This window comes from Streptomyces sp. NPDC088732, assembly GCF_044751205.1.
Classification (GTDB): Bacteria; Actinomycetota; Actinomycetes; order Streptomycetales; family Streptomycetaceae; genus Actinacidiphila.
In genome coordinates, this window is record NZ_JBIVLI010000010.1 from 220757 (window position 1) to 234887 (window position 14131).

The window sequence follows — 14131 nt, forward strand, 5'->3', positions numbered from 1 at the left end:
CGGGCCCCGGCGCGCGGACGGGCGGGGCCGCGGTCAGGAGCCGGTGAAGCGGGGCCGCGGGGCGGCTTCGCCGCTCCAGGAGGCGAGGAGGGCGAGGGCCTGCGCGGAGGCGGAACCGGGCTCGGCGGTGTAGATGCCGAGGACCTGTTCGGCGTCCCCGGTCACCGCCAGCGCCTCGTAGTCCAGGGTCAGATCGCCCACCACCGGGTGATGGAACAGCTTCCTGCCGAAGGTGCGGCGCTCCACGTCGTGCGCCGCCCACCAGGTGCGGAAGTCCCGGTCCCGCAGAGAGAGTTCGCCGACGAGTTCGGTGAGGCGGGCGTCGTGCGGGTGCTCGCCCGCGTAGAGGTGGAGGGCGGCGACCGTGGTGCGGGCGACGCCCTCCCAGTCCTCGTACAGCGTCCGCGCCTCGTCGTGGAGGAAGATGAACCGCGCCATGTTGCGCTCGCGCTGCGGCAGCGCGTCGAAGTCGGTGTAGAGGGCCCGGGCCAGCCGGTTCGTCGCCAGTATGTCGGTGCGGCGCCCCACGACCAGGGCGGGGACCTCCGTCAGCGTGTCGAGGATCCGGTACAGCCCGGGGCGGACCCGCTGCGCCGGCACCGGACGCGGACGGCTCCGCACCGGCTTGGCGACGCGGAACAGGTGGCCGCGCTCGTCCCCGGTCAGCTGCAGCGCGCGGGCGATCGCGTCGAGCACGCTCTCGGAGACGTTGACGGCGCGGCCTCGCTCCAGCCGTACGTAGTAGTCGACGCTGACCCCCGCCAGCCCGGCGACCTCCTCGCGGCGCAGTCCCGGCACCCGGCGCGCCGTCGGGGCCGGCGTCAGGCCCGCCTGCTCCGGGGAGATCTTCGCCCGGCGGGAGCGCAGGAACTCGCCGAGTTCGCCCCCTCGGTGGTCCGCTCTGTCGTCCATGTCCCCACGCTACGCCGCGCCGCTCCTGCCGCCCGGGCGGCAAAGGGGTACTGCCGGACCCCCTTGCCGCAGCCCGCGGGCGGCCGCGCGGTCACACCGCCCGGGAGGCGTTGCGCGCGATCGCGGCGACGACCGACGGCCAGACCGCCTCCGGCAGGTCGTGGCCCATGCCGGGGACGAGGAGCAGTTCGCTGCCGGGGATCGCGGCGGCCGTCGCCTCGCCCCCGCTGCGGTCGACGAGGCAGTCGTCCTCGCCGTGGACGACCAGGGTGGGGACGGCGACCGAGCGCAGCGCGGCCGTGCGGTCGGGCGAGGCGAGGATGGCGGCGTACTGGCGGGTGTAGCCCTCCGGCCGGTGCGCGCGGTCGTGGGCGGCCGTGACGCGCTCACGGAGCACGTCCCGCGCGACGGGGAAACCGGGCGAGCCGATCACCTCGTAGCGCCGGACGCCGGCGGCGATCACGCCTTCGCGGTCCAGGGACGCGGCGTCCGGACCGGGCATGACGGCGCGGGCCCGCTCCGAGGCGCGCCCCACGGACCGGGCGCCCGTGGTCGACATGATCGAGCACAGCGACAGCACGCGCTCCGGATGGTCGATCACCAGCTGCTGGGCGATCATGCCGCCCATCGACGCCCCGACCACGTGCGCGGCCGGGATGCCGAGGGCGCCCAGCAGGTCGGCGGTGTCCTGCGCCATGTCGGCCAGCAGATAGGGCACGCCCGAGGTGTCGCCGCGCAGGACCGTGCCGATGTCGGGGACGGTCCGCCCGTCGGGACCGGTCGACAGGCCGCTGTCGCGGTTGTCGAAGCGGACGACGAAGAAGCCCTGGTCCGCCAGGGCGGTGCAGAACTCCGGCCGCCACGTGGTCAGCTGCGCGCCGAGCCCCATGACGAGCAGCAGGGCGGGACGCCCGGGGCCGCCGAAGGTGTCGTACTCGATCTCCATCCCGTTGGCTTTCGCACGCGGCATGCCGGGCTCCTCGCTGGGGTCGGTCGGGTCGGGCGGACGGTGGGCCGCCGAGTTTGGGTACCGTCCAGTCGGTACGGTACCGGCAGCCGGGCGCGGTGTCCGCGTACCTCCCTCCCCGCACGCCAACGCAGGCTAAGATCCTGCTCAGTTGGTGTACGGGCAGTGGCACGGAGGAACGAGTACCAGCACATGGCCGACCACACCCCCGGTCCTCCTCCGCCGGCCCACGCGGTGGCCGCGCGCTGCCGCCGCGTCGTCGACGCCGACTGGTTCGGCGTCGCGGTCTTCGCGGTCATCCTGGCCAACGCCGCCGTCCTCGGCGTGGAGACCTACGACGGACTCGCCGACCGCTGGCACGGGCCCCTGAAGCTCCTGGAGCACGGCTTCCTCGCGGTCTTCACCGCGGAGATCCTGTTAAGGGCCGCCGCGCACGCCGACCGCCCCCGGGAGTTCCTGCGCGACCCGTGGAACCTGTTCGACCTGGCCGTGGTGGCGCTGGCGTTCCTGCCCGTCGCACGGGACAACGCCACGGTGCTGCGCCTGCTGCGGCTGGCGCGGGTGTTCCGGGCCGCCCGGTTCCTGCCGCAGTTGCGGATCATCATCGTGGCCGTCGGGAAGAGCCTTCCGGGCACCGCCAGTTTCCTCCTGGTCGGTGCCCTTCTGCTGTACGTGTACGCCATGGTCGGCTGGGTGTTCTTCGCCGCCGCCGACCCCGGGCACTACGGGTCCATCGGGCGGGCCGTGCTCACGCTCTTCCTGCTCATCACCCTCGACGGCCTGGGCGACGCGGTGCGCGCCGGGCTGGAGGTGTCCCGCTGGTCGATCCTGTACTTCGGCTCCTTCGTCCTCCTCGGCTCCTTCGTGCTGGTCAACCTCCTGGTCGGCGTCGTGATCAACTCGCTGGAGGAGGCACGCGAACTGGAGCGCGAGGCGGCGGCGGCCGCCGCCGGCCCGCCCGACCCGCCGCCGGACGAGCGCGCGCTGCGGGAGCGGATCGACGCCCTGCGCCGGGCTCTGGACGATCTCGAATCCGGCCTGGCGGCCACCGCCGCGTCACGCCAGGACGCCTGAGGGCCCCGGCAGGACCGCGCTCACCACAGGTCGTGCCGCTCCGCCACGGCGTCGCCCGCGTACGGACGGAAGCGGTCGAGGTTGTCCCGGGCGGGGTGCCGCCGTCCTGCCGGGCCCTCGGCGAAGGCGTGCAGCAGGTTCGTGGTGACGCGCCGGGTGAAGCGTGTCGCCGCCCGGGACGTGCCGTGGTCGCCGTCCCCCTTCAGCGAGCCGACCCAGCGCATGGTGCCGGCGTTGAACACGCCCGCTCCGCTCGCGACCGTGTAGTACGCGGTGTCGTGGAAGCTGCGCACGCCCCGGCAGACCAGCGGCGAGTGGGCGATGATCTCGATCGGCCGGGGCGTCGGCGGCGCGCCGGTGACGCGGTCGTACTCCGTGCCGACGAGGTTCGCGAAGCGGGTTTCGCCCGTGGCACCGGTCCCCTCCAGCAGCCAGTGGCCCGGTTCGGCGACGGCGTACGCCGCGCTGGTGCCGTTGGACTCGTAGAGCGTCCCGGTGAGCGCGTTCTCCGGCCGGGGGTGCGGCGGCTCGCGCCAGTCCGTCGTGACGGCAGCGTCGTCCTTGCCGTTCAGGGGGTCGCGCGGCCAGTCGCTCTTGTAGCAGACGACGAGGCGCCGCTCGCCGAGGGCGGTCGGCTCCAGGCGGACGCGCCGGAAGCAGGCGTTCGCGCCGAGGAACGCCACGTTGGTCCCGCTGTCGCGGGCCGCCGTCACCCGGCCGCGCATGGCGGGTGTCCAGTACTCGTCGTGGCCGAGCGACACCACCGCGCGGGCCCCGGCCAGGAGTCCCGGCTCGTGGTCCACGTCCATGCCGGTCGCGTACGCGAGCGGCAGCCCCAGGCTCTCGGCGAGCGCGACGGCGGGCTGCTCGTAGGTCAGGAACAGCGGCGCCCCGTCGCGGTCGTAGGGGCGGTCGCAGCTGACGGCCAGGGAGCGGCCCGCGTAGTCCGCCGCGCCGCCGGGGCCGTGGTACAGGCTGCGCCCACCCCAGGTGTTGTACGCCTGCCAGGTCGGCACCGCGTTGACCAGCACCACCTTCCCTGCCGCCGCCCGTGACCGCACGGTGAGCGGCACGTAGCGCTGCGCCCCCGATTCCCCCGCGGTGAGCCGCACCAGGTAGGCCCCCTCGGGCCAGCCGCGGGTGCGGACGGCGACCCCCGGGCCCCACCGTGCCGCCGACACCGTACGGGTGGTCCCCTGCGGTCCCGGTACCTCCTGCCGCCGTCCGGCCAGGTCGCCGGACGCCCAGACCCGGCGGGCCTGCGCGCCCCCGTACCAGCCCATGCGGAACGCCTCCGCGCGGTACGTACGGTCCGTGGTCGACACCAGCAGCCGGAACTCCTCGCCGGGCAGCACGCTCACCCGGTCGGCGAAGCCCTCGATCGCCCGGTCGTCGCCGCGGGACCGCAGTCCCCAGTCCCGGTCGCCGGGCCGCGCGTTCTCGGCGCGGACGTCCAGACCGCCGGTCGCGCGGTCGTGCGGCGGCGTACCGGAGGCCGAGCAGCCCGCGGCGACGGCCGCCGCGCCCACCGCCGACACTCCTCCCAGGAAACGTCTGCGGTCCCACGGCGCGATCACATCGCGAGGCTAGACAGCGACGCCGTACGCGGCCCGCCGGACTGGGCCGGGCGGAGGACGCGGCGTCGCGCATCCGTGGGAACTTTCACCAGCAAATATCTTCAAAGGAAATATTTCCGACATTCCGCCGTGCTGACCAAAGGAACCGCCCTCACCGCGCGGTCGGAGGTCCCCATGAGGAGTTCGGGTCAGGCACGACTCGCGACGGGCAGCGCCCGGCCCGCCGCACCCACGCGACCGGCGTTCCGGGCGCTCGGTCCCGGTCTGCGACGGCGGCTGCCCCTCGTCGTCGCCGCGGTCGCGCTGCTCGTCATCGTCCTCATGGGGCTGCTCGTCCCCATGAGCGTCCACCTGTCCTCGTTGCTGGTCGCGGTGCCCGCCCTCACCGCCACCCTGTACAGCGCGCTCGCGACCATCCACATGACCGTGCTGGCCTGCGCGGGCGCCGTCGCGGTGGACGTCCACGACGGCCTCGGCCACTCCCTCATCCTGCCGATCCACGTGCTGGACCTGCTGGTCGTCTGCGGTCTCGTGCTGGTCTTCTGGCGCGCGCGGGACAGCGACCGCAGGACCCTCAGAGCCGTCCGCTCGGTCGCGGAGACCGCGCAGCGCGCCCTGCTGAGGCCGCTGCCGTGCCGTGTGGGATGCGTGGACATGGCGACCGCCTACCGCTCGGCGGCCGCCCACGCGCGCATCGGCGGCGACCTGTACGCGGCGGAGCGGGTCGACGGGGCCGTGCGCCTGCTGATCGCCGACGTACGCGGCAAGGGCCTCGCGGCGGTCGACGACGCCGCCGCGGTCCTGGGCGCCTTCCGCGAGGCCGCGCACCGCGACATGTTCCTCAAGGGGGTCGCCATCGCGCTGGAGGCGAGCGTCGCACGTCATTTCGGGCAGGTCGGCGAACGGGACGCCCAGGCCGGCGAGCGCTTCGTGACCGCGCTTGTGCTGGAGATCCCCGACAACCTCCCCGTGGTCCGGGTCATCAGCTGCGGCCACCCGCAGCCGATGTTCGCGCGCGGCCACGACGTGGACCTCCTCGACCTGACCCACCCCGCGCCCCCGCTCGGCGTGGCGAACACCGGCCAGGACTACCGCGTCGACACCTTCGTGTTCGAGGTCGGCGACCTCCTGCTCCTCCACACCGACGGGCTGTTGGAGGCCCGCGACCGCGCGGGCGTCTTCTACCCCGCCCTGGACCGGTTCGCCTCGCTGTCCAAGAGCGGCGCCCCCGACAACGTCATCGAGCGCCTGCTGGACGACGTCACCGGCTACGCAGGCGGCCGCCTCGACGACGACGTCGCGCTGGTGGCGGTGCGCCGCCGCTGCGCCGACGCCCGCTCGGCCGAACGGAAGTTGGGCGCGCCGACGACGGTCCCCCGGGAACGGCGCGCCCCCGCCGTCCAGGTGACCGCGGCCCACGCCGACGTCCCCCGCCGCCGCGGCGAGGAGGGCGGACCCGCCCGGCGGAACCCGGCCTGAGCCGGTCGCCGTACCGGCGTGCGGCAGCCCGTTCGCATGCCGGAAGGCCGGGTCCCGCTGCGCGGGCGTCCGTCCGGCCGGGTCCGGAACGGTTGCGGGTGGTCGTCCAGGTGACGGCCGCGCAGGCCGCGGCCCGTGCCGACGCGGCGGGGAGGGCGGGACTGCCCGCCGCACGGGCCAGCGCGGCCCGTTCGCGCAAGGGAGGACTGGGTCCCGCCGCACGGGCAGCCGCTCTGCCGTGTCCGGAACCGTTGCCGACGGCTCACCTCCCGCACACCCGCGCCCGTCATACTGCGCCCATGACACCGTCGGCCCCGCGCCTCACCGGCCCCGCGGCCCTGGCCGCGATCCTCGTCCTGGCCGGCTGCGGCGGGCCGTCCGGCGCGGCGGCCCCTGACCCGCTCCGCACCGTCGCGCCGCTGCCGGACTCCGCCGTGGGGCAGGCGCTGGCCGAGCGCGCCGCCCACCCCTACTCGGCCCGCTTCCACACGGAACGACCGCGCGGCGCGAACTCCTCACCGGTGCAGCGGATCGAGGGGACCCTCAACCTCGGCGCCCGCACGACCGGCGAGTTCACCGTGTCGTCCGTAGAGCCCGACCGGTACAAGGAGGCCCAGGAGGTGCTGCTGCCCACCGGCGCCTGGGTGCGCGAGGTCGACGGCAACGGGCGTACCGTACGCGGCTGGTGGCACGACCCGCTCGCCAAGGCGCCGCCCGGCAACCAGATCATGCAGGTCCACGCCGTCGCCCAACTGCTCGCCCGCCAGCCCGCCAACGCCCGTCAGCAACTCCGTGCGGACACCGGTGGCCCCCCGCTGTACCGGCTCTCCGGCTGGATCGCCACCGCGGCCTTCGAGGGCGTGGACCCCCGCACCTACGCGACGCTCGTGCCCCGCGAGGACGTCCCCGGGACGAAGGGCGTCACCTGCACGGCCTGGGTGGACGCCCAAGGACGCGTCACCCGCTTCGAGGAGGACCTCGTCTACCCCGACGACAGCCGCTACCAGAGCGTCATGACGTTCACCGGCTTCGCGGGGCCGGTCCCGGTCCGGGCGCCCGCGACCGGCCCGTGACCGGGCCGCTGCCACCGCCCGCACGCGGCGTGGCACTCCGGGAGGCCCGCCGGATCCGCCTGGTCGAGGTCGGCACGCCGGAGGTGCCGCCGGCCGTGCGGTCGGCCATGGACCGGGCCTGGGACGCGGCCGTCGCGTCGGCGCCGGCCCTCTTCGACGGGCCGGTGGCGGCCTGCGTCGGGCTCGGGCGCGACGCGCCGGACTCCCTCGTCCTGTCCTGGGCGAGGACGACGTACCGGCGGCACGTCCTGCGCCGCTTCCCCGGGGCGACCGGCTGGCTGCCCTCGCTGTTCGTCGCCGTACTGCAACCCGACGAGGACGGGCGGCTGCTCGTCGGCCGGATGGCGCCCTGGACCGCGACCCTCAGCCGTGTCCAGCTGCCCGGCGGATCCGCCGAACCCCCCGAGGACCATGGAACGCTGGACCTGGACGCGCTGCGCCGGCACGCCGCCCGCGAACTGGCGGAGGAGACCGGCACCGTCGTCCCGCCCGGCGACCTGGCGCTCTGGCTCGTCACCCACGCCGCCAACGGCACGGTCGGCGTCCTCTTCCTCGCGCCGCCGCGCCGCGAGGCCCTGCTGCGGGAACGCTTCGCGGACCTGGTGGCCTCGGAGACGGCGCGGGGCCTGGAGCCGGAGTTCGACCGCCTCGCGTTCGTCGGGTCCCCGGTGGATGTCGCCGCCCTCGGCGCCCGCGCGGTGGACTACCTGGACGCGGTCGTCCGCCGCTGGACCGGCCGCGCCGGCGAGCCGGAGGACGGCCTCAGGAGCGAGGACCCTCCGGCCGGCCGGGCGGGGTGAAGCACGCCGTCACCGTCTTGCCGTCCGGCTGGGTGTGGGTGTGCCAGTGGTCGGCCACCGCCTCCACCAGGGCGAGCCCGCGGCCACCGGTCGCCGTCGCCCCGGCCTGACGCCGGGCGGGCAGCTCGCCGCCCGAGTCGTGGACGCTCACGTGCAGGCACCGGCTGTCCCAGGTCAGGATGAGCTCGGCGTCGCTGCGGGCGTGCACATGGGCGTTGGTGATCAGCTCCGACACCGTGAGCAGGATGTCGTCCACCGTTCCCGGGGCGTCCTTGGTCCACTCCAGGGTGTCCAGGTGCTCGCGGGTCCAGCGCCGGCCCGCCCGCACCCCGCCGGACACCGGGAAGGACCGCGCCCAGCCCACGGCTTTCATCGATGTGTCGGCCACCGCGCTTCTCCCTTCTACGGTCTTCTGGGGCCCGCATCTCCCGTCTACCCCGCTTTCGCCGCGGCACGGGGCCGCGACGGCCCGTGATGCGGAGCGCGGCCCGGGGGCGGATCGTGGGTGGGGACCGGCCGACGACGCCCACCCGGGCCGTACGGCGCGAGCGACCCCGGCGGGCGGCGCGCCCGGCGGGGACGGCGAGGACGGGGGAGTACCGGTGAAGCAGTCCGTCCTGCGGGACCGCGTGGCCGTGGTGACGGGGGCCGCGCGCGGCATCGGGGCAGGCATGGCGCGAGAACTGGCCCGGCGCGGAGCCCGCGTCGCCCTGCTCGGCCGCGAGAAGGAGACCCTTGCGGCCGTCGCCGGCTCACTGCCCACCCAGGCCCTGTGCTGGGAGGCCGACATCACCGACGATGCCACCATGCGACAGGTCGCCGGTGAGGTGGCCGCCCGCATGGGAGACCCCGCGGTAGTGGTCGCCAACGCCGGCATCGCCGAGGGCGGCCCGTTCGTGGAGTCCGACCCCGCCGTCTGGCGCCGCGTCATCGAGGTCAACCTCATCGGCAGCGCGACCACGGCCCGGGTCTTCCTGCCCTCCCTGCTGCGCACGCGGGGCTACCTCCTCCAGGTCGCCTCGCTCGCCTCCATCGGCGCCGCGCCCATGATGAGCGCGTACTGCGCGTCCAAGGCGGGCGTGGAGTCCTTCGCGCAGTCGCTGCGCTCCGAGGTCGCCCACGAGGGGGTGGCGGTCGGCATCGCCTACCTGAACTGGACCGACACCGACATGATCCGCGACGCGGACGAGTACGCGGTGCTGCGCGAACTGCGCGCCCACATGCCGCCTCCCGCGCGGAAGGTGTACCCGGTCGCGTCGGTGGCCGCCCGGCTGACCGACGCCGTGGAACGCCGCGCCCCGGCGGTCTACGCACCCCCGTGGCTCCGGGCGGCGCAACCGGTGCGCGCGCTGCTGCCGTCCTTCGTCGTACGGTTCTCGCGCCGGGAACTGCCGCGGCTGGCCGAGCGGACGCCGTTCACGGCGACCGGTCTGCTGGGCCCCGGCGGCCGCGCCGACATGCCCGGCGACGGCCCGACCGCCTGAGCCCGGCCCTCGTTCCTCACTCCCAGGGCGTGTCCTCCGGGACGATGTGCACGGCCGCCTCCTCGGCGCCCGCCGCACCGCCGTCGACGCCGACGTCCTCGGCGAGCAGGTCGTCACCGTCCGTGCCCGCATCCCGTGCCACGAGGCGTCCGGCCCGCTCCGCCCCGGCCTGCGGGTCGACCGGTTCGCCGTCCCCTCCGGCCAGGTCGCCGATGTCGTCCCCGGGGTAGACCGTGTCGTCGGGGACCTCCTCGGCAAGGCGCTCGTCGAGGCTCTCCCCGGCGCGCTGCTCGGCAGCGGTGACCCCCACCTTGTCCAGGCCGAGCGGTCGCTCGGGCGGGGAGTAGCCCTCGTCCAGGATGTCGTCGTAGTCGCGTTCGCCGAGCGCGTCCTCCATGTCGAGGGGCGCCGCGTCCTCCTGCTCCTCGTTGCCGCCGGTCGGCTGGTACACGTCGTCCGCCATCGGGTCGTCGGTCATGACCGCCTCCTCCGCCTCCGCCGGTCCCGTCCCGTTCGGGACGAGTGCGCCCGCCCCCCTGGCCCGGGGAGCACACGCCGTACCTCCCCACGATCCCCGCCGTTCCTCCATCGCGCCGCACGGGCGGCGGGGGCAGACGCATTCCATCGTCGTGGTGGACGCCGGCCGGTGCCGGCACGGGAGACGCACAGGAGACAGGGCATCCGCATGGAAGCAACGGAATCGATCGTCGAGCGGCTGCCCATGCGCCTGAGGGCCGGCCCCGGGCCGATGCTCCAGTTGTCCGTCGAGTGCCGGTACGGCGCCGACGAGCCCTATGCGGTGCACATGCGCTTCGGCCGGGTGTCCGGCACGGGGGACGCGGTGTGGGTGGTCTCCCGCGAACTGCTGCTCGCGGGACTGCGCGGACCCTCGGGGGCCGGCGACGTCCATGTCCGCCCGGGAGCCGACGGGGACACCCTGATCGGGCTGGGCGGGCAGTCGGGCACGGCCGTTCTGCGGGTGGGGACGGGCGTGCTGGCCGCGTTCCTCGCGGCCGCCATCGCCCTCGTCCCGCTCGGCACCGAGTCGGGCTGCATCGACTGGGACGCCTGCATCAGCGGGCTGCTGTCGGCCTAGGCCGGGTCGTGTCAGCGGTCGCCGCCGGCCGCGACCGGGTCGCCGGACGCCTTCTTGCGGGCGCGGTAGGCGGCGGCCTTGACCCTGTTGCCGCAGGTCTCCATGGCGCACCACTCGCGGCGCGAGCCGCGCGAGCGGTCGATGTAGACCTGCGTGCACTCGGGGCGGCCGCACTCCTTGAGCAGTGACCCCTCCGGACCGCTGAGGATGTCGATGACCTGGCGGGCCAGGGAGGAGAGCGCCTGCCGGGGGGTCGCCTCGACGCGCCGTCCCTCCGCCGTGAGCTGCGGGACCGCGGAGGGCGTCCGCGCCGTGTCGTTGACGAGGGCGACCGCGGCGGCGTCGCGGTCCTGGCCCAGCAGTCCCGCGCGGACGAGCGCGTACACGGCCTCGCGCAGGCCCATCGCGGCGTCCAGGTCGTCCTGGCCGCACTTGGTGTCGGCGTGCACCATCCCGGACTCGCGGAACCAGGCGTCGAGGCTCTCCGGCGACGTGAGCATCTCGCGGGGTTCCGGGTTGCGGCGGGCCCGCAGTGTGCCGACGAAATCGAGTGCCGGGGTCCCGCACGGGAAGGCGTGTACCATGTCACCATTCTGACAGGTGATGCTTCTCCGGGCAAGCACCGTACATCGCCCCCTCATCCTCCCGCATCGATCGCTTGACAGGGAAGTGGGGCGTGACGCAGCATCGTCACCAGCCCAACCGGTTATGAGGGTGGGTCGTGAGCCGCCCGTCCGCTGGTCCGCCGTGACCGGCGGAGCACGGGCACCGGGCCGCCGACCGCGGCCCGCAACCCCCGCCATCGAAGGAGTCACCATGACCCTGCCCCGTACCTTCGCCGCCGTGCTCGTGGGTCTCGTCGCCGTGGCGACGATGATCGGCTGTTTCGCCCAGGTCTGGTGACCTTTCCCGCCCCGGGTGCCCGGGGGCGGCGGCGTCGCTGCCCTGCCTGATCCCTACGATGGCCGAGTGACGACGCACACAGCGACACAGACCCCCGCCGGCGAGGGTCGTCCCGCAGGCGGGTGGCCCGGCTCCTGGCTGCGGGGACTGCGGCCGTTCGGCTACGAGGCGCGCCCCTGGACGGACATCCGGGAGCGGCTCGTGCCGCCGTTCGGCGCGTCACGGGCCGGCTGGCTCGGGCCGCTGCTCGTCGCCGTGTTCGCCGGTGTGCTCCGGTTCTGGGACCTCGGCCGGCCGCACGACGTGGTCTTCGACGAGACGTTCTACGCCAAGGACTCCTGGTCGATGCTCCGGTTCGGCTACGAGGGCACCTGGCCCGACCGCAAGATCGCCGACCCGGCGATCCTCGGCCACTCCGCCGACCTGCCGCTCACCGACCCCGGGACGTTCGTCGCGCACCCGCCGATGGGCAAGTGGATGATCGCGCTCGGCGAATGGGGCTTCGGCCTGGACCCGTTCGGCTGGCGCTTCATGGCGGCCCTCGCCGGCACGGTCTCGGTCCTGATGCTGTGCCGAATAGGCCGGCGGCTGTTCCGCTCCACGGCCCTGGGCTGCCTGGCCGGAGGCCTCCTCGCGGTCGACGGCCTGCACTTCGTGATGAGCCGCGTCGCGCTGCTCGACGTGTTCGTCATGCTCTTCGTCCTCGCGGCCTTCGGCTCGCTCCTGATCGACCGCGACCACGCGCGAGCCCGGCTGGCCGCCGCCCTGCCGGTGGGCGCCGACGGCTTCGCCGGCCCCGACGCCACGGCCGCGGCCCGCACCGGCACGGGCGCACGCCCCTGGCGGCTCGCGGCAGGCGTCTTCCTCGGCCTCGCCTCCGCCGTCAAATGGAACGGCCTGTACTACCTGGCCTTCTTCATGATCCTGACGCTGCTCTGGGACGTCGGCGCCCGGCGCCTGGCCGGAGCCCGCCGCCCCTATGCCGCCGTACTGCGCAGGGACTTCGTCCCCTCCGTGCTCTCGCTGCTGCCCGTCGCCGTCGTGACCTACCTGCTGACCTGGACGGGCTGGTTCGCCACCGACGGCGGCTACGGACGCCACTGGGCGGACGGCCGCGGCGGCACCTGGTCGTGGATCCCGGCCCCGTTGCGCAGCCTGTGGCACTACGAGTACGCGGTCTACCAGTTCAACGTGGGCCTGCACAGCCCGCACCCGTACCAGTCCAACCCCTGGAGCTGGCTCGTCCTGGGCCGCCCCACCTCGTTCTACTACCAGTCCCCGAAACTCGGCCAGGACGGCTGCGGCGCCGCCGAGGGCTGCTCCCGGGCGATCCTCGCCCTCGGCACCCCCGCGCTGTGGTGGGCGGGCTGCTTCGCGCTGGCCTACCTCCTCTACCGCTGGGCCCTGCGCCGCGACTGGCGGTCCGGCGCCGTCCTCTGCGCGGTGGCGGCCGGCTACCTGCCCTGGTTCAACTACCAGGACCGCACGATCTTCACGTTCTACGCCGTCGCCTTCGTCCCGTACCTGTGCCTGGCCGTCGCGATGACGCTGGGCACGCTCCTGGGCCCACCGGGATCGGACGACAGGCGCCGCGTATGGGGAACGGTCGCCACGGGCACCCTGGTCCTGCTCATCGTGTGGAACTTCATCTACTTCTTCCCGATCTACACCGGGCAGACGATCCCCTACTCCTCCTGGCACGCCCGTATGTGGCTCGACTCCTGGATCTGACCCGCGGCGCGTGTCCGCGGCCACGCGCTGCCGGTCGGTTGCCCGGGTACTCGCGGCTACTGCTCGCCCACCCCGTCGGGCATACGAAGGGCCCGACGGAGTCGCCAAGCGCGGACCTCGACATAGCAAACAAGCGCTGTGAGCATGACGGTTTGAGTCAGGATGATCCATGGCCAGGATCCATCCCCCCACCAGTGCTCCGGGACCGCCAACACGGCGAAGCACGGCACGGCGAGGAGGTAGTTGCGCAGACGCGCAGGAAACGGGCGCGTGTGAAGCAGCGGACGCGCCTCGTGCCAACCCTCAACCGACATGACGGCAGACCGCCATCGCGGGACTGTTTCTGATCACGGACGTATGTTCCTCACTCGAGCCCGGTAGGTCAACGCACCGGCAGTGAATCGGTGTTGTCCCCCGAATCGACCGGTTCTTCTCCTTCGGGAAGCGCTCAAGGAGCCCGCCGGCCTGGGTTCGCTCAGGCGGTCAAAGCTGTGACCTGTGGCCGAACAGCCATCGGTTGTCGGCGTCGTCCGTCCTTGGTGCGGCTCGCACGGCCCGGAGGCGGTCCAACTGTCGGATGTCCGCCTCAGTTGCCTTGCTCGATGCGGCGGGCCCTCGATCTGCCCCAGATCACAAGCACCCCACCGAGCACGATGAACACCAGGCCCACGCCGGCAAGCGTCGCCCTCGTTCCGAACGAGAACCCGAGGAGTGTCGGCCCGCCGTCCAGGACGAAGCCACCACCCATCGCCACCCAACCCCAGGCGACCATGGGCATTCCTGCATACTCCGCGTTTCCCCGGCCGTTCAAGGCCAAGACGCCCAGGAGTACGAAACAAAAGCCGGGGATCAGCATGAACGAGGCAGTCACGCGGGAACATTACCGCGGAGGTGGGGAGGGGCTTTGGGTGCGAGCCGACCGGTCTCGTCGTCCGCCTCGTCATCTGAAAGGCGGGAGCTCCCCGGGTCCCTCGCGCGAAGGGCATATGTCGAAAGGCCGTACAATTCGGGGTATCGTGCGGCGAGGTGGTGTGT

The 14131-nt window shown here is 73.9% G+C and carries 15 protein-coding genes; 8 read left to right on the forward strand and 7 right to left on the reverse strand.

Annotated elements, in window-relative coordinates; translation table 11 throughout:
- Window positions 1-33: 33 nt before the first annotated feature.
- Both ACIP9H_RS19120 and ACIP9H_RS19125 read right to left on the reverse strand, forming a co-directional pair.
- A complete protein-coding gene (locus ACIP9H_RS19120) occupies window positions 34-912 on the reverse strand; it encodes a helix-turn-helix transcriptional regulator (protein WP_401959865.1) in 879 nt (292 codons plus the stop codon).
- A gap of 91 nt (window positions 913-1003) precedes the next feature.
- Window positions 1004-1882, reverse strand: coding sequence for an alpha/beta fold hydrolase (locus ACIP9H_RS19125; RefSeq protein ID WP_401587142.1), 879 nt, complete (start codon window positions 1880-1882; stop codon window positions 1004-1006).
- Between the two features lie 189 nt (window positions 1883-2071).
- Here ACIP9H_RS19125 and ACIP9H_RS19130 point away from each other — a divergent pair, with 189 nt between their 5' ends.
- The gene (locus tag ACIP9H_RS19130; RefSeq protein ID WP_401587338.1) at window positions 2072-2953 is read left to right on the forward strand and encodes an ion transporter; all 882 of its coding nucleotides are present in this window, start codon (window positions 2072-2074) and stop codon (window positions 2951-2953) included.
- Window positions 2954-2973: 20 nt separating this feature from the next.
- On the opposite strand, the gene ACIP9H_RS19135 is transcribed toward ACIP9H_RS19130, so the two are convergent.
- Window positions 2974-4530, reverse strand: coding sequence for a N,N-dimethylformamidase beta subunit family domain-containing protein (locus ACIP9H_RS19135; protein WP_401587145.1), 1557 nt, complete (start codon window positions 4528-4530; stop codon window positions 2974-2976).
- Window positions 4531-4704: 174 nt separating this feature from the next.
- On the opposite strand from ACIP9H_RS19135, the gene ACIP9H_RS19140 reads away from it, so the two are divergent.
- From ACIP9H_RS19140 to ACIP9H_RS19150, 3 genes are all read left to right on the forward strand, one after another.
- Complete coding sequence (locus tag ACIP9H_RS19140; protein ID WP_401959868.1) at window positions 4705-6009, forward strand: PP2C family protein-serine/threonine phosphatase; 1305 nt, start codon at window positions 4705-4707, stop codon at window positions 6007-6009.
- A gap of 299 nt (window positions 6010-6308) precedes the next feature.
- Window positions 6309-7082, forward strand: coding sequence for a hypothetical protein (locus ACIP9H_RS19145; RefSeq protein WP_401959869.1), 774 nt, complete (start codon window positions 6309-6311; stop codon window positions 7080-7082).
- 29 nt (window positions 7083-7111) lie between these two features.
- Window positions 7112-7882: an NUDIX hydrolase gene (locus ACIP9H_RS19150; protein WP_401587152.1), complete on the forward strand. Its 771-nt coding sequence runs from the start codon at window positions 7112-7114 to the stop codon at window positions 7880-7882.
- Here ACIP9H_RS19150 and ACIP9H_RS19155 read toward each other — a convergent pair.
- On the reverse strand, window positions 7845-8270 hold the full coding sequence (locus ACIP9H_RS19155; RefSeq protein WP_401587155.1) for an ATP-binding protein: 426 nt from the start codon (window positions 8268-8270) through the stop codon (window positions 7845-7847). The genes ACIP9H_RS19150 and ACIP9H_RS19155 overlap by 38 nt on opposite strands.
- Window positions 8271-8484: 214 nt before the next feature.
- Here ACIP9H_RS19155 and ACIP9H_RS19160 point away from each other — a divergent pair, with 214 nt between their 5' ends.
- Entirely contained in the window at window positions 8485-9366 is an 882-nt protein-coding gene (locus ACIP9H_RS19160) for an SDR family oxidoreductase (RefSeq protein ID WP_401587157.1), read from the forward strand.
- Between the two features lie 16 nt (window positions 9367-9382).
- Here the strand turns inward: ACIP9H_RS19160 and ACIP9H_RS19165 are convergent, their stop codons facing one another.
- Window positions 9383-9844 (reverse strand): DUF5709 domain-containing protein, encoded by a 462-nt coding sequence (locus tag ACIP9H_RS19165; RefSeq protein ID WP_401587160.1) that lies wholly within the window; start codon window positions 9842-9844, stop codon window positions 9383-9385.
- A 207-nt stretch (window positions 9845-10051) separates the two neighbouring features.
- Here ACIP9H_RS19165 and ACIP9H_RS19170 point away from each other — a divergent pair, with 207 nt between their 5' ends.
- A complete protein-coding gene (locus ACIP9H_RS19170; RefSeq protein ID WP_401587163.1) occupies window positions 10052-10462 on the forward strand; it encodes an SsgA family sporulation/cell division regulator in 411 nt (136 codons plus the stop codon).
- An 11-nt stretch (window positions 10463-10473) separates the two neighbouring features.
- Here the strand turns inward: ACIP9H_RS19170 and ACIP9H_RS19175 are convergent, their stop codons facing one another.
- On the reverse strand, window positions 10474-11046 hold the full coding sequence (locus ACIP9H_RS19175; protein WP_401959871.1) for a CGNR zinc finger domain-containing protein: 573 nt from the start codon (window positions 11044-11046) through the stop codon (window positions 10474-10476).
- Window positions 11047-11209: 163 nt separating this feature from the next.
- On the opposite strand from ACIP9H_RS19175, the gene ACIP9H_RS19180 reads away from it, so the two are divergent.
- Entirely contained in the window at window positions 11210-11365 is a 156-nt protein-coding gene (locus ACIP9H_RS19180; protein WP_401587169.1) for a hypothetical protein, read from the forward strand.
- 66 nt (window positions 11366-11431) lie between these two features.
- Window positions 11432-13096 carry a dolichyl-phosphate-mannose--protein mannosyltransferase gene (locus ACIP9H_RS19185; protein WP_401959873.1) on the forward strand — a complete coding sequence of 555 codons (1665 nt, stop codon included), beginning with the start codon at window positions 11432-11434 and terminating at the stop codon, window positions 13094-13096.
- Window positions 13097-13682: 586 nt separating this feature from the next.
- Here the strand turns inward: ACIP9H_RS19185 and ACIP9H_RS19190 are convergent.
- Window positions 13683-13967, reverse strand: a complete 285-nt coding sequence (locus ACIP9H_RS19190) for a hypothetical protein (protein ID WP_401587174.1) — start codon at window positions 13965-13967, stop codon at window positions 13683-13685.
- Between the last annotated feature and the right edge of the window lie 164 nt (window positions 13968-14131).

Bases quoted from the DNA above. Each gene is read 5' to 3' on its own strand.
- ACIP9H_RS19120 (WP_401959865.1), bottom strand. From the start codon at position 912: ATGGACGACAGAGCGGACCACCGAGGGGGCGAACTCGGCGAGTTCCTG.
- ACIP9H_RS19125 (WP_401587142.1), bottom strand. From the start codon at position 1,882: ATGCCGCGTGCGAAAGCCAACGGGATGGAGATCGAGTACGACACCTTC.
- ACIP9H_RS19130 (WP_401587338.1), top strand. From the start codon at position 2,072: ATGGCCGACCACACCCCCGGTCCTCCTCCGCCGGCCCACGCGGTGGCC.
- ACIP9H_RS19140 (WP_401959868.1), top strand. From the start codon at position 4,705: ATGAGGAGTTCGGGTCAGGCACGACTCGCGACGGGCAGCGCCCGGCCC.
- ACIP9H_RS19145 (WP_401959869.1), top strand. From the start codon at position 6,309: ATGACACCGTCGGCCCCGCGCCTCACCGGCCCCGCGGCCCTGGCCGCG.
- ACIP9H_RS19165 (WP_401587160.1), bottom strand. From the start codon at position 9,844: ATGACCGACGACCCGATGGCGGACGACGTGTACCAGCCGACCGGCGGC.
- ACIP9H_RS19170 (WP_401587163.1), top strand. From the start codon at position 10,052: ATGGAAGCAACGGAATCGATCGTCGAGCGGCTGCCCATGCGCCTGAGG.
- ACIP9H_RS19175 (WP_401959871.1), bottom strand. From the start codon at position 11,046: ATGGTACACGCCTTCCCGTGCGGGACCCCGGCACTCGATTTCGTCGGC.